18 protein-coding genes are annotated in these 16,038 nt (G+C 43.5%); 16 read left to right on the top strand and 2 right to left on the bottom strand.

The window, feature by feature from the left end:
• Positions 1-111 precede the first annotated feature (111 nt).
• Genes folD through recN form a run of 7 tightly spaced genes read left to right on the top strand, consistent with a single transcriptional unit; the run spans position 112 to position 6,453 of the window.
• Positions 112-972, top strand: coding sequence for a bifunctional methylenetetrahydrofolate dehydrogenase/methenyltetrahydrofolate cyclohydrolase FolD (gene folD, locus N4597_RS06690; protein ID WP_056976868.1), 861 nt, complete (start codon positions 112-114; stop codon positions 970-972).
• Entirely contained in the window at positions 962-2,305 is a 1,344-nt protein-coding gene (gene xseA / locus N4597_RS06685) for an exodeoxyribonuclease VII large subunit (protein WP_260903031.1), read from the top strand. The genes folD and xseA overlap by 11 nt, the downstream gene beginning before the upstream one ends.
• Positions 2,305-2,535 carry an exodeoxyribonuclease VII small subunit gene (locus N4597_RS06680; RefSeq protein WP_056976870.1) on the top strand — a complete coding sequence of 77 codons (231 nt, stop codon included), beginning with the start codon at positions 2,305-2,307 and terminating at the stop codon, positions 2,533-2,535. The genes xseA and N4597_RS06680 overlap by 1 nt, the downstream gene beginning before the upstream one ends.
• Positions 2,528-3,421, top strand: coding sequence for a polyprenyl synthetase family protein (locus N4597_RS06675; protein WP_192944516.1), 894 nt, complete (start codon positions 2,528-2,530; stop codon positions 3,419-3,421). The genes N4597_RS06680 and N4597_RS06675 overlap by 8 nt, the downstream gene beginning before the upstream one ends.
• Positions 3,422-3,423: 2 nt before the next feature.
• Complete coding sequence (locus tag N4597_RS06670; protein WP_089144339.1) at positions 3,424-4,245, top strand: TlyA family RNA methyltransferase; 822 nt, start codon at positions 3,424-3,426, stop codon at positions 4,243-4,245.
• A 36-nt stretch (positions 4,246-4,281) separates the two neighbouring features.
• Complete coding sequence (locus tag N4597_RS06665; RefSeq protein WP_056976873.1) at positions 4,282-4,743, top strand: arginine repressor; 462 nt, start codon at positions 4,282-4,284, stop codon at positions 4,741-4,743.
• Between the two features lie 18 nt (positions 4,744-4,761).
• Positions 4,762-6,453, top strand: a complete 1,692-nt coding sequence (gene recN, locus N4597_RS06660) for a DNA repair protein RecN (protein WP_260903026.1) — start codon at positions 4,762-4,764, stop codon at positions 6,451-6,453.
• 49 nt (positions 6,454-6,502) lie between these two features.
• Here recN and lexA read toward each other — a convergent pair whose 3' ends face one another.
• Positions 6,503-7,126, bottom strand: a complete 624-nt coding sequence (gene lexA / locus N4597_RS06655; protein ID WP_050612426.1) for a transcriptional repressor LexA — start codon at positions 7,124-7,126, stop codon at positions 6,503-6,505.
• 147 nt (positions 7,127-7,273) lie between these two features.
• On the opposite strand from lexA, the gene N4597_RS06650 reads away from it, so the two are divergent.
• On the top strand, positions 7,274-7,525 hold the full coding sequence (locus tag N4597_RS06650; RefSeq protein ID WP_050612425.1) for a DUF896 domain-containing protein: 252 nt from the start codon (positions 7,274-7,276) through the stop codon (positions 7,523-7,525).
• Between the two features lie 80 nt (positions 7,526-7,605).
• Positions 7,606-7,830: a YneF family protein gene (locus N4597_RS06645; protein ID WP_050612424.1), complete on the top strand. Its 225-nt coding sequence runs from the start codon at positions 7,606-7,608 to the stop codon at positions 7,828-7,830.
• A 103-nt stretch (positions 7,831-7,933) separates the two neighbouring features.
• On the opposite strand, the gene N4597_RS06640 is transcribed toward N4597_RS06645, so the two are convergent.
• The gene (locus N4597_RS06640; protein WP_089144335.1) at positions 7,934-8,563 is read right to left on the bottom strand and encodes a lysophospholipid acyltransferase family protein; all 630 of its coding nucleotides are present in this window, start codon (positions 8,561-8,563) and stop codon (positions 7,934-7,936) included.
• Between the two features lie 78 nt (positions 8,564-8,641).
• On the opposite strand from N4597_RS06640, the gene N4597_RS06635 reads away from it, so the two are divergent.
• From N4597_RS06635 to obgE, 7 genes are all read left to right on the top strand, one after another.
• Positions 8,642-9,397, top strand: a complete 756-nt coding sequence (locus N4597_RS06635) for a tRNA1(Val) (adenine(37)-N6)-methyltransferase (protein WP_202021973.1) — start codon at positions 8,642-8,644, stop codon at positions 9,395-9,397.
• On the top strand, positions 9,384-9,656 hold the full coding sequence (locus N4597_RS06630; protein WP_050612421.1) for a GIY-YIG nuclease family protein: 273 nt from the start codon (positions 9,384-9,386) through the stop codon (positions 9,654-9,656). The genes N4597_RS06635 and N4597_RS06630 overlap by 14 nt, the downstream gene beginning before the upstream one ends.
• A gap of 149 nt (positions 9,657-9,805) precedes the next feature.
• Positions 9,806-10,798: a D-2-hydroxyacid dehydrogenase gene (locus tag N4597_RS06625; protein WP_260903023.1), complete on the top strand. Its 993-nt coding sequence runs from the start codon at positions 9,806-9,808 to the stop codon at positions 10,796-10,798.
• 163 nt (positions 10,799-10,961) lie between these two features.
• On the top strand, positions 10,962-11,762 hold the full coding sequence (gene rpsB / locus N4597_RS06620; RefSeq protein WP_050612419.1) for a 30S ribosomal protein S2: 801 nt from the start codon (positions 10,962-10,964) through the stop codon (positions 11,760-11,762).
• Positions 11,763-11,861: 99 nt separating this feature from the next.
• Positions 11,862-12,740: a translation elongation factor Ts gene (gene tsf, locus N4597_RS06615; RefSeq protein WP_050612418.1), complete on the top strand. Its 879-nt coding sequence runs from the start codon at positions 11,862-11,864 to the stop codon at positions 12,738-12,740.
• A gap of 134 nt (positions 12,741-12,874) precedes the next feature.
• A complete protein-coding gene (gene uvrC, locus N4597_RS06610; protein ID WP_089144332.1) occupies positions 12,875-14,653 on the top strand; it encodes an excinuclease ABC subunit UvrC in 1,779 nt (592 codons plus the stop codon).
• A 77-nt stretch (positions 14,654-14,730) separates the two neighbouring features.
• A complete protein-coding gene (gene obgE / locus N4597_RS06605) occupies positions 14,731-16,038 on the top strand; it encodes a GTPase ObgE (protein WP_260903019.1) in 1,308 nt (435 codons plus the stop codon).

The raw sequence follows: 16,038 nt of genomic DNA, 5'->3' as shown, positions 1-16,038 counted from the left end.
CATGACTAATCAGTCGTGCTCTTTTTTATTTAACGGTCGTTTATCACCGACAGAGCTAGGTTAAATATGCTAAAATAGGATTAAATATTTTGTTTAAAGTGAGGTTTTTTAATGACTGTTATAATGGATGGCAAAAAACTTGCACAAGAAGTTAAAGCTGAATTAAAACAAAGGGTAGAAGAACTTTGGACAAGTAAGCAAATCGTACCGCGTTTGGCGGTTATTTTAGTTGGAGAAGATCCTGCCAGTCAGGTTTACGTCAGAAATAAGCGCCGGGCTGCAGAAAAAATCGGAATTAAAACGGTTGATAATCTCTTACCAGCAACAGTTAGTGAAGCCGATTTGCTAGATTTGATTTATGAGTACAATGAGGACCCTAATATTCATGGAATTTTAGTACAACTTCCACTTCCAGCACATATTGATGAGGCCAAGGTTACCCACGCAATTCTTCCAAGTAAGGATGTAGATGGGTTCCACCCGGTTAATATGGGCCACTTGTTTATGAATATGCCTCACTCGCTACCATGTACGCCAAGGGGTATCATGGAATTACTAGCTGCTTATGGGATTTCACCAGCCGGTAAGGAAGTGGTTATTGTCGGAAGAAGTAACATTGTTGGTCGGCCGATGGTAGCATTGATGCTTAATGCTGATGCAACTGTAACCGTAGCTCATAGTAAAACGAAGGACTTACGCGCGGTGACGAAGCGAGCGGACATCTTAGTGGTAGCTACAGGTAGGCCGGAGATGATAACCGGCGCAGATATTAAGCCCGGGGCAGTTGTGATTGATGTGGGGGTTAACCGTTTAGCCGACGGTCATTTGGTTGGCGATGTGCAACGCCAAACAGTTGAAGGCGTAGCTAGCTATCTAACCCCTGTTCCTGGCGGGGTTGGTCCGATGACAATTGCCATGCTCATGAAACAGACGGTAGAATTTGCAGAAAAGAGTGGACAGGATGGTTACTAGTTCCCAATATTTAACGGTTAGTGCATTAACCAAGTACCTCCACGCTAAGTTTACGCGTGACCCTTACTTGCAAAAGGTTTACTTAACAGGAGAAATTTCTAACTTTCGCAAGCGGCCTCGTCACCAGTACTTTAGTCTCAAAGACGACGGGGCTAAAATTGACGTCGTGATGTTTGAGTACAGCTTCAACCGGCTGAAATTTCAGCCGGAAAACGGGATGAAGGTCTTAGTAACAGGCAGGGTTGACCTTTACGAGGCCAATGGTAATTATCAAATTATTATCGATGAGATGCAGCCGGATGGAATTGGAGCCTTGTACCAGGCTTACGAACAGTTAAAGGCTAAGTTAGCTGCAGAGGGGCTCTTTTCAAGGCCAAAGCGTCCGCTAGTGAAGTTTCCTAGGCAGATAGCAGTCATTACCTCTGAATCTGGAGCCGTTATTAAGGATATTATTACGACCACTAGGCGGCGCTATCCCTTAGTCCAGCTAGTTTTATTTCCAGCGGTAGTGCAAGGGGATGCCGCGGCTGACTCCTTAATTGGCCGCTTAAAGGAAGTCAACGCCCGGGGCGATTTTGATACGATTATTATCGGCCGGGGTGGCGGTTCGATTGAAGACCTATGGCCGTTTAACGAGGAAAAGGTTGCGCGCGCAATTGTTGCCAGCCAAATTCCCGTTATTTCTTCTGTCGGGCATGAAACCGATACGACCATTGCGGATTTAGTTGCAGATCAACGGGCGGCCACCCCAACGGCTGCGGCTGAATTAGCCACTCCGGTTTTACAAGAGGAGTTAGTAAAACTAAAAACCCAAGCTAACCGCCTAACCCAGGCTTTTAGTCAGTTAATCCGTTATCGCCAACAGGAACTTGCTAAGTTGATGAATTCTTATATCTTTAAACAACCTCAGCGTTTATATGAAAACTACGCACAAAAGTTAGACTTGTTAGAAAGTAGACAAACTCAAGCCTTAGCTGTAATAATTCAACAAAACAAGCAGCTAACAGCTAATCTAACCCAGAGGCTGTTGCAACAAACGCCCGCGCAACGCCTAGCTTTAGAAAAGCAAGCGTTGGCAAGGCAAAAAGAGCGCCTAATTCAAGCGGTGACCCACTATTTACATGACTATGAGACGCACTTGCTAAGGAGTATCCAATCCTTAGAGATGTTAAGCCCGTTAAAGGTCATGGGGCGTGGTTTTAGTTACGTAACAGTCGCTGATCAGGTGATTAAACAAAGTAAGGACCTCCACGTAAATGATCAAGTAACTCTCCATTTGGTTGATGGTGAGGCTACGGCTAAAATATTATCAGTAACAAAGGGTGAAAAATAATGACAGAAAAACAAGCAACTTTTGAAGAAAATTTAGCGCGCTTAGATCAAATTGTTAACCAGTTGGAACAGGGCAACGTTCCCTTAGAGGACGCTTTGGAACAGTTTAAAGAGGGAATGAAGCTCAGTAAGACGTTAGAAGCAAGTTTGACCAAGGCGGAACAAACCTTGACTAAAGTAATTAATGACGAAGGTGAAGAGGTTAACTTTGAGAGGGATTCGGATGAGTAAGGAAAGTTGGAATGAGTTTGCCGCCTACTATTTACCTAAAGTAGAGGCGTGTTTGCAGGACTACCTAAGTAGGCTAGCCGCTTACCCCCGCTTAAAAGAAGCGATGATGTATTCAGTAAACGCGGGTGGTAAGCGAATTAGGCCCTTATTGATTTTAGCTGTAATCAAGACTTTAAATGGGCAGCTTAATCAAGCTAGCTTGCAGGTAGCAGCTAGTTTGGAGTTAATTCATACCTACTCACTGATTCATGATGACCTACCAGAAATGGATAATGATGACTTACGGCGGGGCAAACCAACTAACCATAAGGTTTTTGGGCAAGCGTTAGCTGTTTTAGCCGGGGATGGATTACTAACTACGGCTTTTGAGCTGTTGGGTCAAGTAAAATTACCAGCAGAAACAGTAGTTCAGCTATTAAATTACCTGGCTTACGCGGCTGGGCCCCAAGGAATGGTTAATGGTCAGGTTGGTGACATTGAGGGGGAAAAAACCGCTCTTAGTTTAGCTGAACTAGAGCAGGTACACGCTGGTAAAACGGGCGCCTTGCTAGTATATGCTTGTCAGGCCGGGAGCGTAATTTGCCAAGCTAAGCAGCCAATCCAAATGGCACTAGAGAACTATGGGCGTAATTTTGGCTTGGCCTTTCAAATTTATGATGATATTTTAGACCGGGTTAGTACCGAAGAACAGCTGGGCAAGGCGGTTAATAAGGACCAAGCGGAGCATAAGAATACCTACCCTGGGATTTTGGGTTTGGACGGTGCTTACACCAAGTTAGCCCAGACGATAGCAGCTGCTAACCAGGCCTTAGTTCCCCTAAAAGAAGCGGGGTATGATGTTAGCTTGTTGGCAGAACTATTAGAATATTTCAAAGTAAAGGATTAGTAATGAAAAAAGAAAGAGTAGACGTATTATTAGTGCAGCAAGGGTTATTCGCCACGCGCGAGCAAGCCAAACGAGCTGTGATGGCTGGTGAGATTTTGGGTGAAAATGAGGAGCGCCTAGATAAGCCCGGCATGAAAATTGATGTTGAAACTAAGCTCCACTTTAAAGGAACCAAGATGCCTTATGTTAGTCGGGGGGGCTTAAAGTTAGAGAAGGCTTTAAAGGTTTTTAAAGCTCCCATTAGAAATAAGACGGTTTTAGATATCGGTTCGTCCACGGGGGGGTTTACCGACGTGGCCCTTCAAAAGGGAGCACGGTTATCCTATGCCTTGGATGTAGGGACTAACCAACTTGCATGGAAGTTACGCCAAGATGAGCGGGTCGTAGTAATGGAAAACACTAACTTCCGTTACTCACAGCTGGCCGATTTCACTAGTGGCCAGCCCGATTTTGCAACCATTGACGTTTCCTTTATCTCTTTGCACTTGATTTTACCTAACTTACATACGATTTTGAAAACCGGCGGCGATGTAATCGCCCTAATTAAGCCCCAATTTGAGGCTGGCAAGGAAAAAGTAGGTAAGCATGGTATCGTCCGCGACGAACGGGTGCACCTTGAAGTAATTGAAGATATTATTCGCCTAGCAGTTAGCGAATGCTATGATGTGGTGGGGTTAGACTTTTCACCAATTACTGGGGGACAAGGAAATATTGAATTTTTAATTCACCTGGTTAAAAGTGAAAAGCCAGGGCAAATCTTACTAACCGAAACACCGGATAAGGTGGTTAAGCAGGCACACCAAACCTTAAAAGATAAGCACTAGTGATTGGCTAGTCGATAATGAGGGGGGATGGAATTTATGAGAAAACAGGAACGCCAAAAATTGATTAGGCAGATTTTGCAGGATAATAATGTTTATCGCCAGGAGGATTTGGTAAAGCTACTTGAGCAGCAGGGCGTTTGGGTGACTCAGGCGACGATTTCACGCGATGTCAAGGATATGCAGTTAATCAAGTTACCAACCCTTAATGGTGAATACGTCTATAGTGTGCCTACAGAAAAGAAGATGAATACCAAGAAGAAGTTGGCCAAGTTAATCAGTGATACCTACGTCTTTTCAAATTGTCACCGCGACTTGTGTTTGATTAAGGTCTTGCCAGGAAATGGGCCCATCCTAGCTAGTTTGATTGAACAAATGAAATATGAGCAGGTGTTTGCGACGATGGGCGATGATAATACGGTAATGATTTTTGCTTACTCCGCAAAAGCGGCCGAAGAAATGCATGAAATTATCTTGGATTTAGCTAAGAAGGGTAATTAAAAGTAGAAGGATGATTACATGTTACAGGAATTAACGATTAGAGATTTTGCCATTATTGATAAACTGGATATTGACTTTCGGCCCCAAATGACGGTCCTAACCGGGGAAACAGGGGCTGGTAAGTCGATTATCATCGATGCTTTAGGCTTGTTAGCTGGTGGGAGAGCGTCGGTCGAGTTTGTGCGCTTAGGTGCCAATAAGGCCATGATTCAAGGGCAGTTTGTCTTACCTAAAGATGCGAAGACCTTTAAAATTTTAGCTGAACTAGGAATTGAGCCGGATGAAGTTTTAATTTTGGAACGGGACCTTTATCAAAGTGGGCGCAACACCTGTCGGATTAATGGTCACCTGGTTAATTTGAGTTCCTTAAGACGGGTCGGAGAAACTTTAATTGATATTCATGGTCAAAATGAGCATCAAGAATTGATGCACCCCGAAACCCACATTAAATTGCTAGATGAATTCGATTCTAAGCTGCAAGCCTTGCATAAGGATTACCTGGCTAAATACCAAGACTACCGTCAACTAAAGGCTGCCCTAGCTAAACGGGAAGCGGACGAAAAAGCTTGGGCACAAAGGTTAGATATGCTTGAATTTCAGGTGCAAGAAATCGAAGCGGCCGCTTTGCAGGCTAACGAAGAGGAGCAGTTGTTAGAGGAAAAGAATAAGTTAGATAATTTTCAAACGATTAATACTGCTTTAGAAACCGGCTATCAGATATTAACGGGCGAAAACCTGGATGTGGTTGGTAATTTAGGTAACGCCATGTCAGAACTTGATAAGATAGCCAACCTAAGCCCAGAATTAGAACAAATTTCTGAAAAAGTGGCCGACGCATTTTATAGTTTGCAAGATGTTAGTCGGGATATTTCTAATCAGCTCGATCAAATGGAGTGGGACGAAGACCGCCTCAATCAAATTGAACAACGGTTGGAACTTATTCACCAGCTAAAGCGCAAGTACGGGGATTCGGTAGCGCAGATTTTAGACTATTATGAAAAAATCAGGGCTGAGTTAAGCGAGATGCAGGCAACGGAAATAGATGCTTCTAAGCAAGAGGCTGCGGTTGAAGCTGCCTACCAGGCGGCACTTTCCTTAGCCCAAAAGCTGAGTGCAAAGCGCAAGCAAAGTGCTCAGGTCCTAGAAGGTGCGGTTAAGCAGCAACTAAGCGCCCTTTATATGGATAAGGCCGTTTTTAAGGTGAAGTTTTTCCCCGTGGATGAACTAACCGAAAATGGGGCAGAGCGGGTGGAATTTTATATTCAAACCAACCTTGGTGAAGCAATGGGACCGTTAGCTAAAATTGCTTCCGGTGGGGAGTTGTCCCGGATTATGTTGGCTTTGAAGACGATTTTCGCTCAAAAGCAAGGGGTAACCTCGATTATCTTTGACGAAGTTGATACCGGGGTTAGTGGCCGGGTAGCCCAGGCCATCGCCGAAAAAATCAGCCAAATTGCCCGAAATTCGCAGGTGCTTTGCATCAGTCACCTTCCACAGGTAGCGGCTATTTCAGATCATCACTATTTTATTGCGAAGCACATTAAGGGGGGGCGGACCGAAACCCAATTAACTATGCTTGAACCACAGCAAAGGGTAACAGAATTAGCACGGATGCTGTCCGGTTCTGAAATTACCCCGTTGACATTGGAACATGCCCAGGAGTTGCTGGCACTTGCCACTAAAATTAAGCAAGATCAGCAAGCGCACTAAAAAAGCATCCTAACTGCAAGAGTTTGCAGTTAGGATGCTTTTTAGGTAGTTAAATGAAGTTACGGTAAAGGCCAACTACTTTTCCTAAAATCGTAACATTATCTAAAATAATTGGAGCCATGGTGTCATTTTCGGGTTGAAGCCGGAAGTGACCGTCTTCTTTGAAGAATCGTTTGCAAGTCGCTTCATTTTCTTCAGTCATTGCAATGACAATATCTCCGTTATCTGCGCTAGCTTGTTGACGCACAATAACTTGGTCGCCATTTAAAATTCCGGCGTTAATCATACTTTCGCCCCGAATGGTTAGCATAAATAAGTCCGCAGAAGTTTCGAATGAAGGTGGCAATGGGAAGTAGTCAGACGTTTCTTGTTCAGCTAGGATAGGTGAACCGGCCGTAACTGTTCCCACCATGGGAATAAAGCCTTCATGCGGGGAAATTCCGAGAAATTCTAACCCGCTAGGGGTGATTTCCATTGCCCGTGGTTTAGTTAAGTCGCGGGCGATATAGCCATTTTTAGTCAAAGTATCCAAGTAACCGTGAACGGTAGAGGTTGAGGACAGTTCAACCGCTTTGCAAATTTCACGAACAGTTGGAGGGTACGCTTTTTCGTTAATGAACTCATAAATATATTGTAAGATTGCCCGTTGGCGTTTTTCTGAAATTCTTGACACGATAATCACCTCGATTATTTATTATTGCCTATATTATAACATAGCTTAACAGGACTTTCAAACGAGCGTTCGTTGAAATGGCTTGTTTTTTAAATTACTATCAGTTATTATTTTTAGTAATGAGTCTTTTGAGAGGTGAAATAGATTATGGAAAATAAGGGGATTCCCCAAGAGTTAATCGACCGAATTAACTTTTTAGCTAAGAAAAAGAAGACAACGGGTTTAAGTGAAGACGAAAAGATAGAACAACAAAGTTTACGTGAAACTTACCTAGCAATGTTTCGGGAAAATTTCCGGAGCCACATTGAAATGCTGCAAGTTTATGACAAGGATGGCAAGGAAGTCACCCCTGAAAAGGTCAAAGAAATCCAACGGAAAAAAGGTTTACGAGACGATTAAAGATAATTTAATGGGAAGTCTTTATTTTTTTTTAGGAATTGTGTAAACTGAATATTGAGACTAAGAAAGGGGCGAAGCTTATGTCAACTGGCGTATGGGTCTTGATTGTGATTATCGCTTTAGTTGGTGGGTTTGTGGCAGGATTTTTTGCTGCCCGCAAATACATGGAAGATTACCTAAAGAAGAATCCACCAATTAACGAACAAATGATTAAATCAATGATGCTACAAATGGGTCAAAAACCATCTGAAAAGAAATTGCATCAAATGATGACTGCAATGAAGTCAAATTACGGAAAAAAATAAGAATTTGCTTGTTAAGGGCTAGGTTAAGGTTAGACATTTAAACCTTGACTAGCCTTTTTCTTATACAAAAACTCCAAGTATAAGTTTATACCTGGAGTTAAAATTAGTTCTTTTTAGTTGTTTGATCGATGTAGACAAAATCAGGATTGATTGCCTGGTCCAAGTTGTTAAAGGCTTGGTTCATCTGGGCGATAACCTGTTCTTGGTATTCATCAGTTAGCTTTTGTTTTCGCTCGATAGTAATTGGGTCACCAAAGGCAATGGTAACTTTCTTGCGAGCTAAGAGCCCCTTGAAAGTAAGTGGTCCCTGGTAGACAGCCGGTACAATAGGGACGCCAGCCATCTTAGCAATCAAGACCGCTCCGCCCTTGAGCTCTTGGGAGTGCCTTGTTCCAGAGGGAAACATGATTAAAGAGAGATCCCGCTTGCGTAGCCACTTTACCGGGGTTTTGATGACCGAGGGACCAGGATTGGCCCGGTTAACTGGAAAAGCATTGGCGTGCACTAGAATATAACGCAAGAAGGGGTTGCTAAAAAGCTCCTCCTTAGCCATGAACGAAAACTTCTTAGGGGCGGCTGCAAGTGCAAAGAAAATGGGGTCATACCAAGTCCGGTGGGGACCGACCAGGATATAGTTACCCTTGGGTAGCTTATCTTTATTGAGATAGTGGGTATTGCCATTGATTATGAAGACAATGACGCGGACAAGCGCCCGAATAAATGAATAAAACAAAAACTTCACTCCTTTCTTGAGGTTTGGTACTGTTATAGTATGCAAAATTTTATGCTAAGTTGCAAGTAGAGGTAAAAAATGGATAAGAATTTAGTGCAAGCAAATGAACGTGTAGACGAATTATATGCAAATGATATTAAGATTATTCAAAGCCCGGAGGTGTTTTCTTTTTCACTAGATGCGGTTTTACTAGCCCACTTTACTAAGCCCTATACGAAAGCTAATGGTAGGATTGTAGACCTCTGTGCCGGTAATGGGGCGGTGGGGTTATTTTTGACCGCAAAGACCAAGGCCCAGATTAACCTGGTTGAAATCCAGCCTCGGCTAGCGGATATGGCCCAAAGAAGCGTCAAGCTAAATCACTTGGATGATCAGGTGACTGTTTATAATATTGATTTAAAGCAAACAAACGACTACCTGGCTAAAGATAGTGTGGATACAGTTACTTGTAATCCACCTTACTTTGCCGACTTACCGACCAGTAAGAAAAATCCCAACCAACACTTAATGTTAGCCCGCCATGAGATTACGACGACTTTAAAAGAGGTGGTGGCTATGACTAGTGGTTTGTTAAAGATGGGTGGCCGCTTTTACCTAGTTCACCGGCCTGACCGGTTTTTAGAGATAATGGATGTTTTAAGGGCCGAGCGGTTAGCGCCTAAGCGAGTCCAATTTGTCTACCCTAAAGCCGGACGAGAGGCCAATATGGTTTTGATTGAGGCTATTAAGGACGGAAAAGACGGGGGGTTACGTTTTTGTGAACCCCTAACAGTCTATGATCAAGAGGGAAACTACCAACCACTCATTAAGGAGATTTTGTATGGAAAAGGGTAGGTATTATTTTTACGTGCTTTTATGTGGAGATAAGAGTTTTTATGGCGGCTTTACGACCGACGTTTGGGCACGACTCAAGAAGCACCAGCAAGGCAAGGGAGCCAAGTACACGAAAAGTCATCTGCCTGTTAAGTTAATTCACTACGAAGAATTTGAAACCAAAAGGGCGGCCTTGCAAGCAGAGTACGCCTTTAAACACCAAAGTCGCCGCCAAAAAGAGGCCTACCTTAAGGCACATGGGCTTAAGGACTTCACCTAAGATACTTTAAATATTTAATTAAAAAAGCGCTTAAAATAGACTTAGTTATAAAAAGCGTGCTAAACTAAAAATGTTGAAGAAGATTTAATTTAATTTCCAACACACCGTATAATAACAATGATAAATTGTAAGTTTGGAGGATTTTAATAATGAATTTTATCGCATTCAGTGTACGTGATGACGAGAGACCTTACTTTGAAAAGTGGGCCCAAGTAAATAATGTCAAGGTTGATTTACACTCAGAAGAAATCAGTGAAGATAACCTAGATACAATCAAGGGCTATGATGCTGTGATTGGCTTACAAACGGGGACTTACCCTTTGGGCTTATTTGCCAAGATGCAAGAATATGGGGTAAAGGATCTTTCCATCCGTAACGTGGGTGTTGATAACATCGACTTAGCAGCTGCAAGCCAAAAAGGAGTAACTGTTACTAACGTGCCAGCTTACTCACCTAACGCAATTGCTGAATTTGCTGTTACCCAATTAATGCAAATGTTACGACAAACTAGAACTTACCGGCGTAAGTTTGCCGAACAAGATTATCGTTGGGCCCCATACATCAGTAAAGAATTACGGTCTATGACAGTTGGGGTAGTAGGAACTGGCCGGATTGGCCGGGCCTTCATCCAAATCGTGCAAGGTTTCGGGGCTAAGGTAGTTGCCTTTGACCCTTACCACAACCCTGAATTAGAGGCGGCAGGCTTGTACGTTGACAGTTTAGAAGAACTATTTGCTAAGGCGGATGCAATTAGTTTGCACATGCCAGCTACTGACCAAGATAAGCACATTATTGGTCAAGAAGCGTTGGCCCAAATGAAAGACGGAGTTTACTTGGTAAACACTGCTCGGGGAAGCTTGATTGATACGAAAGCCTTAATTGCAGCCTTAAAATCAGGCAAGGTAGCCGGGGCGGCTTTAGATACTTACGAAGCGGAAACCCCAATCTTTAACCATGATTTGCGTAACCAAGCTTTAACTGATGAAACCTTCAAGGAATTAATCAGCCTAGACAATGCCTTGGTTACTCCCCATATCGCCTTTTACACAGAAACAGCGGTTCGAAACATGGTTGAAATCGCCTTAGATAGTGCTAAGTCTGTCTTAGAAACAGGTCAAGCTTCGACTGTCGTGAATGCTTAAAAAAAATTTGCATTTTTTAAAACTTTAGTGTATTATGTTACAGGTGCCTTAACCGGTACCAATTCACACCTCATGCGATGACCAAAGGGGTGCTTAGGTTACTAAGTCTTTTGCTCGTTGAACATGGGGGAGGAAAATAAAACTATTTTGGAGGTAAATTGTAATGGCAGTTATTACCATGAAACAATTACTTGAAGCTGGTGTCCACTTTGGTCACCAAACACGTCGTTGGAACCCTAAGATGAAGAAGTACATCTTCACAGAACGTAACGGTATCTACATTATCGACTTACAAAAGACTGTGAAGTTGATTGACGATGCTTACGACTTTGTTAAGAATGCAGCTGCTGATGATGGCGTTGTTTTATTCGTTGGTACAAAGAAGCAAGCTCAAGACGCAATTGCTGAAGAAGCAAAGCGTGCAGGTCAATACTACGTTAACCACCGTTGGTTAGGTGGTACTTTAACTAACTGGAACACAATCCAAAAGCGGATTAAGCGCTTAAAGGAAATCAAGGCAATGCAAGAAGATGGCACATTTGACCGTCTTCCTAAGAAGGAAGTTGCTTTATTAATGAAGCAACGTGACCGGCTTGAAAAATTCCTTGGTGGTATCGAAGACATGCCACGGATTCCAGATGTATTATTCATCGTGGACCCACGTAAGGAACGGATTGCTGTTAAGGAAGCTCAAAAGTTGAACATTCCTATCGTTGCTATGGTCGATACAAACGCTGACCCAGATGAAATCGACGTTAAGATTCCATCTAACGACGATGCTATCCGTGCCGTTCGTTTGATTACTGCTAAGATGGCAGATGCTGTTATCGAAGGTAACCAAGGTGAAGATGAAGCACCTGTTAACGAAGAAACATTTGCTGATAGTGCAGACGAAAAGGTTGAATCAATCGAAGATATCGTAGAAGCCGTTGAAGGTAACAACGATAGCAAAGATGCTGAATAGTTTATAAACTTAGGCTGTCGCAGGAGTTGGGCATTTGAGCCTTGGTCGTACGACAGCCTTTTTTAAATAAATACATTCCAAAGGGAGGCTATTTGGGTTATGGCAAAGATTACTGCTGCTCAAGTAAAAGAATTACGTGACAAAACTGGCGTTGGTATGATGGACGCTAAGAAGGCTTTAGTTGCTACTGAAGGCGACATGGAAAAAGCAATCGACTTCTTACGTGAAAAAGGGATGGCTAAGGCTGCTAAGAAGAGCGACCGGATTGCCGCCGAAGGTTTAGCTGACGTTGAAGTTAAGGGCAACGTAGCTGCAATCGTTGAAGTTAACGCTGAAACTGACTTCGTGGCACAAAACGACCAATTCAAGGCATTAGTTAAGCGTTTAGCTACATTGGTAGCAGAAAACAAGCCAGCTGACGTAGAAGCTGCTTTGAAGATTAGCACAGACAAAGGGACTGTTAACGATGAAATCATCGAAGCAACTCAAGTTATCGGTGAAAAGATTACTTTACGTCGCTTTGAATTAGTAGAAAAGGCTGACAACGAAAACTTTGGTGCATACTTACACATGGGTGGTAAGATTGCTTCTTTAGTTGTAGTTGAAGGCGCTGATGAAGCAACTGCTAAGGACGTTGCAATGCACGTAGCAGCTATCAATCCTAAGTACGTTAACCGTGACCAAGTTCCTGCCGAAGAATTGGCTCACGAACGTGAAGTGCTTACTGAAGAAGCTAAGAACGAAGGTAAGCCAGAAAAGATTATCGAAAAGATGGTTGAAGGTCGCTTAAACAAGTTCTTAGCTGAAATCGCCTTGGACGACCAAGAATTCGTTAAGGATCCAGACCAAACTGTTGCTAAATTCGTAGCTTCTAAGGGTGGCAAGGTTAAGTCATTCGTACGTTACGAAGTTGGTGAAGGTATCGAAAAGAAAGAAGACAACTTCGTAGAAGAAGTTATGTCACAAGTTAAGGGTTAATCAAAACGCCTTACTAATTAGAGGTGCTAGCTGTTAGGGCTGGCACCTCTTTTTTTGAGCTAAATAACCATAGGGATTGAAAGGGCTATGCTATAATAATTGTAAGTAACTTTTAAGTAAAGGAAGGATGAGCTGTGGCGACACAACACATCGAAAATAAGTTAAAATTATTACCGGATTTGCCAGGTTGTTACCTTATGAAGGACTTAAATAGTCGGATTATTTACGTTGGTAAAGCCAAGAATCTTAAAAATCGGGTCCGTTCTTACTTCAAGAGTTCGCATGAAGGTAAGACGGCACGCTTGGTCTCAGAGATTCGCGATTTTGAAACGATTGTGACCTCGACTGACAAAGAGGCTTTCTTGTTGGAAATAACGCTAATTCAAAAGCATAAACCCTACTACAATATCAAGTTAAAACAGGGGACGGGTTATCCTTACATTAAGATTACTAACGAAAAAGATCCCCAGCTAAAGATTGTTAGTCAGGTTAAAAAAGATGGGGCCTATTACTTTGGTCCTTATCCTAACGTTTATGCGGCCACCGAAACAATGCAACTCTTGCAAAAGGTCTACCCGCTAAGGCGCTGCAATGGCTATCAAAAGCGGCCCTGCCTTTACTACCATATGGGTCAGTGTTTAGGTGCTTGTTTTAAAGAAGTGCCGGCCAGTGAGTATCAGGCGCAGATTAAAAAGATTAAGTCCTTTTTAAATGGAAACGTTTTGGGTATCAAGCGGGACTTAACTAAGAAAATGGAGCAGGCAGCCACTAACCTTGAATTTGAACGGGCGGCTGAACTAAGAGATCAGATCCACTATATCGAGGTTACGGTTGAAAAGCAAAAGATTATTTCAAACGACAATACCCCCCGGGATCTATTTGCCTATTACATGGACCGGGGCTGGCTGTCAATTCAGGTCTTTTCTATCCGCCAGGCGCGCTTGATGAAGCGAGAAAAGCGCTTGTTCCCATGTATTGATACCCCCCAAGCGGAGATGGCCTCCTTTATCTTGCAATTTTACAATCAAAAAAATCGCCTCCTACCTAAGGAAATCTTAGTTGCAAGCGACCTAGATAAAGACGTTTTAAGAGAAATTTTGCAGGTCCCAATCAGGACGCCTAAGCGGGGGGCTAAACGGGAATTATTAGAGTTGGCTGAAAAAAACGCCCGCCTAGTCCTAGAAGAAAAGTTCCGGCTCCTAGAGTTAGATGAACGTAAAACCACCGGGGCGATGGACCAAATTACAAGTGCACTCGGTCTGCCTAAGGGGCATAAGATTGAGGCCTTTGACCACTCACATATTCAGGGAACCGACATTGTTTCGGCTATGGTCTGTTTTATTGACGGCCGGCCATCTAAAAATGACTACCGGAAGTATAAGCTGAAAACGGTTAGTCACGCCGACGAAGCGGCTAGTACCAGGGAAGTGATCTTCCGTCGCTATAGCCGGCTCCTAAAGGAAAAGCAACCGTTGCCTGATTTAATCTTAATGGATGGGGCTGAGATTCAAATTGAGGCGGCCCAAGACGTCTTACAAAATCAACTGGGCCTGGCAATTCCTGTTGCCGGGATGGTTAAAAATGACAAGCACAAGACGGCGGACTTAATGACGATGACCTATCAAAAAATTGGCTTAGACCCCAAGAGTGAAGGCTTCTACCTCCTGCAACGAATCCAAGATGAGGTCCACCGCTTTGCGATTAGTTTCCACCGCCAAGTTCGGTCGAAAAACTCACTGGCCTCGCGCCTAGAACGGATTGCGGGGGTAGGCCCTAAGACGAGAATTAAGTTATTAAGAAAGTATAGTTCGTTAAAGAAAATTGCGGACGCGCCGCTAGAAGAGTTAACCGCACTGGGGATTTCAGCTACGGTAGCACAAACAATCAAACTTTCCCTTAAGGGGCAAGATTAGGACTAACTTTGACCTTAGGTAGGCAAAATGTTATATTTAAAGGCGGTAAGCAAATTACGGTAAGAAAGGAAAAGTAAATGTTTGTAGATCAAGTTAAAATTAAAGTTAAAGCCGGTAAAGGTGGCGACGGCATGGTTGCCTTCCGGCGCGAAAAATATGTTCCTAACGGGGGCCCAGCCGGTGGTGACGGTGGTAAGGGTGGTAGTGTCATCCTAAAAGTTGATCAAGGGCTTAGAACCTTGATGGATTTCAGGTATCACCGGATTTTTAAGGCTAAGTCTGGCCAAAACGGCATGATTAAAGGCATGTACGGCCGGGGGGCAGAGGATACCTATATTGCCGTGCCCGAAGGAACCACAGTTAGCGACGCGGATACTGGGGAAATTTTAGGCGACTTAGTTGAAGCCGGTCAAGAACTGGTAGTAGCAAAGGGGGGCCGTGGTGGTCGCGGGAACATCCACTTTGCCAGCGCTAAGAATCCTGCCCCAGAAATTGCCGAAAATGGAGAACCAGGAATCGAACGGAATTTGAAGCTAGAATTAAAGGTTTTAGCTGACGTAGGGTTGGTCGGCTTCCCATCCGTAGGAAAATCGACCCTCTTGTCGGTGGTAACCAGTGCTAAGCCTAAGATTGCTGAGTATCACTTTACCACCTTGGTTCCTAACTTAGGGATGGTTAGGTTAGATGATAGCCGTGACTTTGTTATGGCCGACTTACCCGGCTTAATTGAAGGGGCTTCGGCCGGAGTTGGGCTAGGAATCCAATTTTTAAGACACGTTGAACGGACGCGGGTCATCTTGCACTTAGTTGATATGTCGGGGATGGAAGGGCGTGACCCTTATGAAGATTACCTCAAGATTAACGCTGAGTTGAAATCTTACGACCCAAGTATCTTAGAGCGGCCTCAGATTGTGGTGGCAAGTAAGATGGACATGCCGGATGCTAGTGAAAACTTGGTTAGATTTAAAGAACAACTAGCTAACGACCACACCCTAGCTAAGCAACCGGAAGTAATGGAGATTTCTTCTTTAACTCACCAAGGCCTTGAGGCGTTAATGCTAAGAACAGCTGACTTATTGGCACAAACACCTAAGTTTGAAACGGTGGCCGAAAAAGAACTCAAGCAGGCCGGTTACTATAAGTTTGAGGCTGATGAGGCAGAGGCACCATTTACAATTAGCCGTGATGCCGACGCAACTTGGATTCTCGGTGGGGCTAAGCTAGAAAAACTCTTTAAGATGACTAACTTAGAACATGATGAAAGTATGATGCGCTTTGCCCGTCAATTACGGGGAATGGGTGTCGACGATGCCTTGCGGGAACGGGGCGCTAAGAATGGCGACCTTGTTCGGATTGGCGATTTCACCTTCGAATTTGTTGAATAG

Source organism: Ligilactobacillus agilis (assembly GCF_025311475.1).
In the GTDB taxonomy this organism is placed as follows: domain Bacteria; phylum Bacillota; class Bacilli; order Lactobacillales; family Lactobacillaceae; genus Ligilactobacillus; species Ligilactobacillus agilis.
The sequence above is the reverse complement of the archived record's forward strand: the minus strand, read 5'-3'. Positions and strand labels throughout refer to the sequence as shown.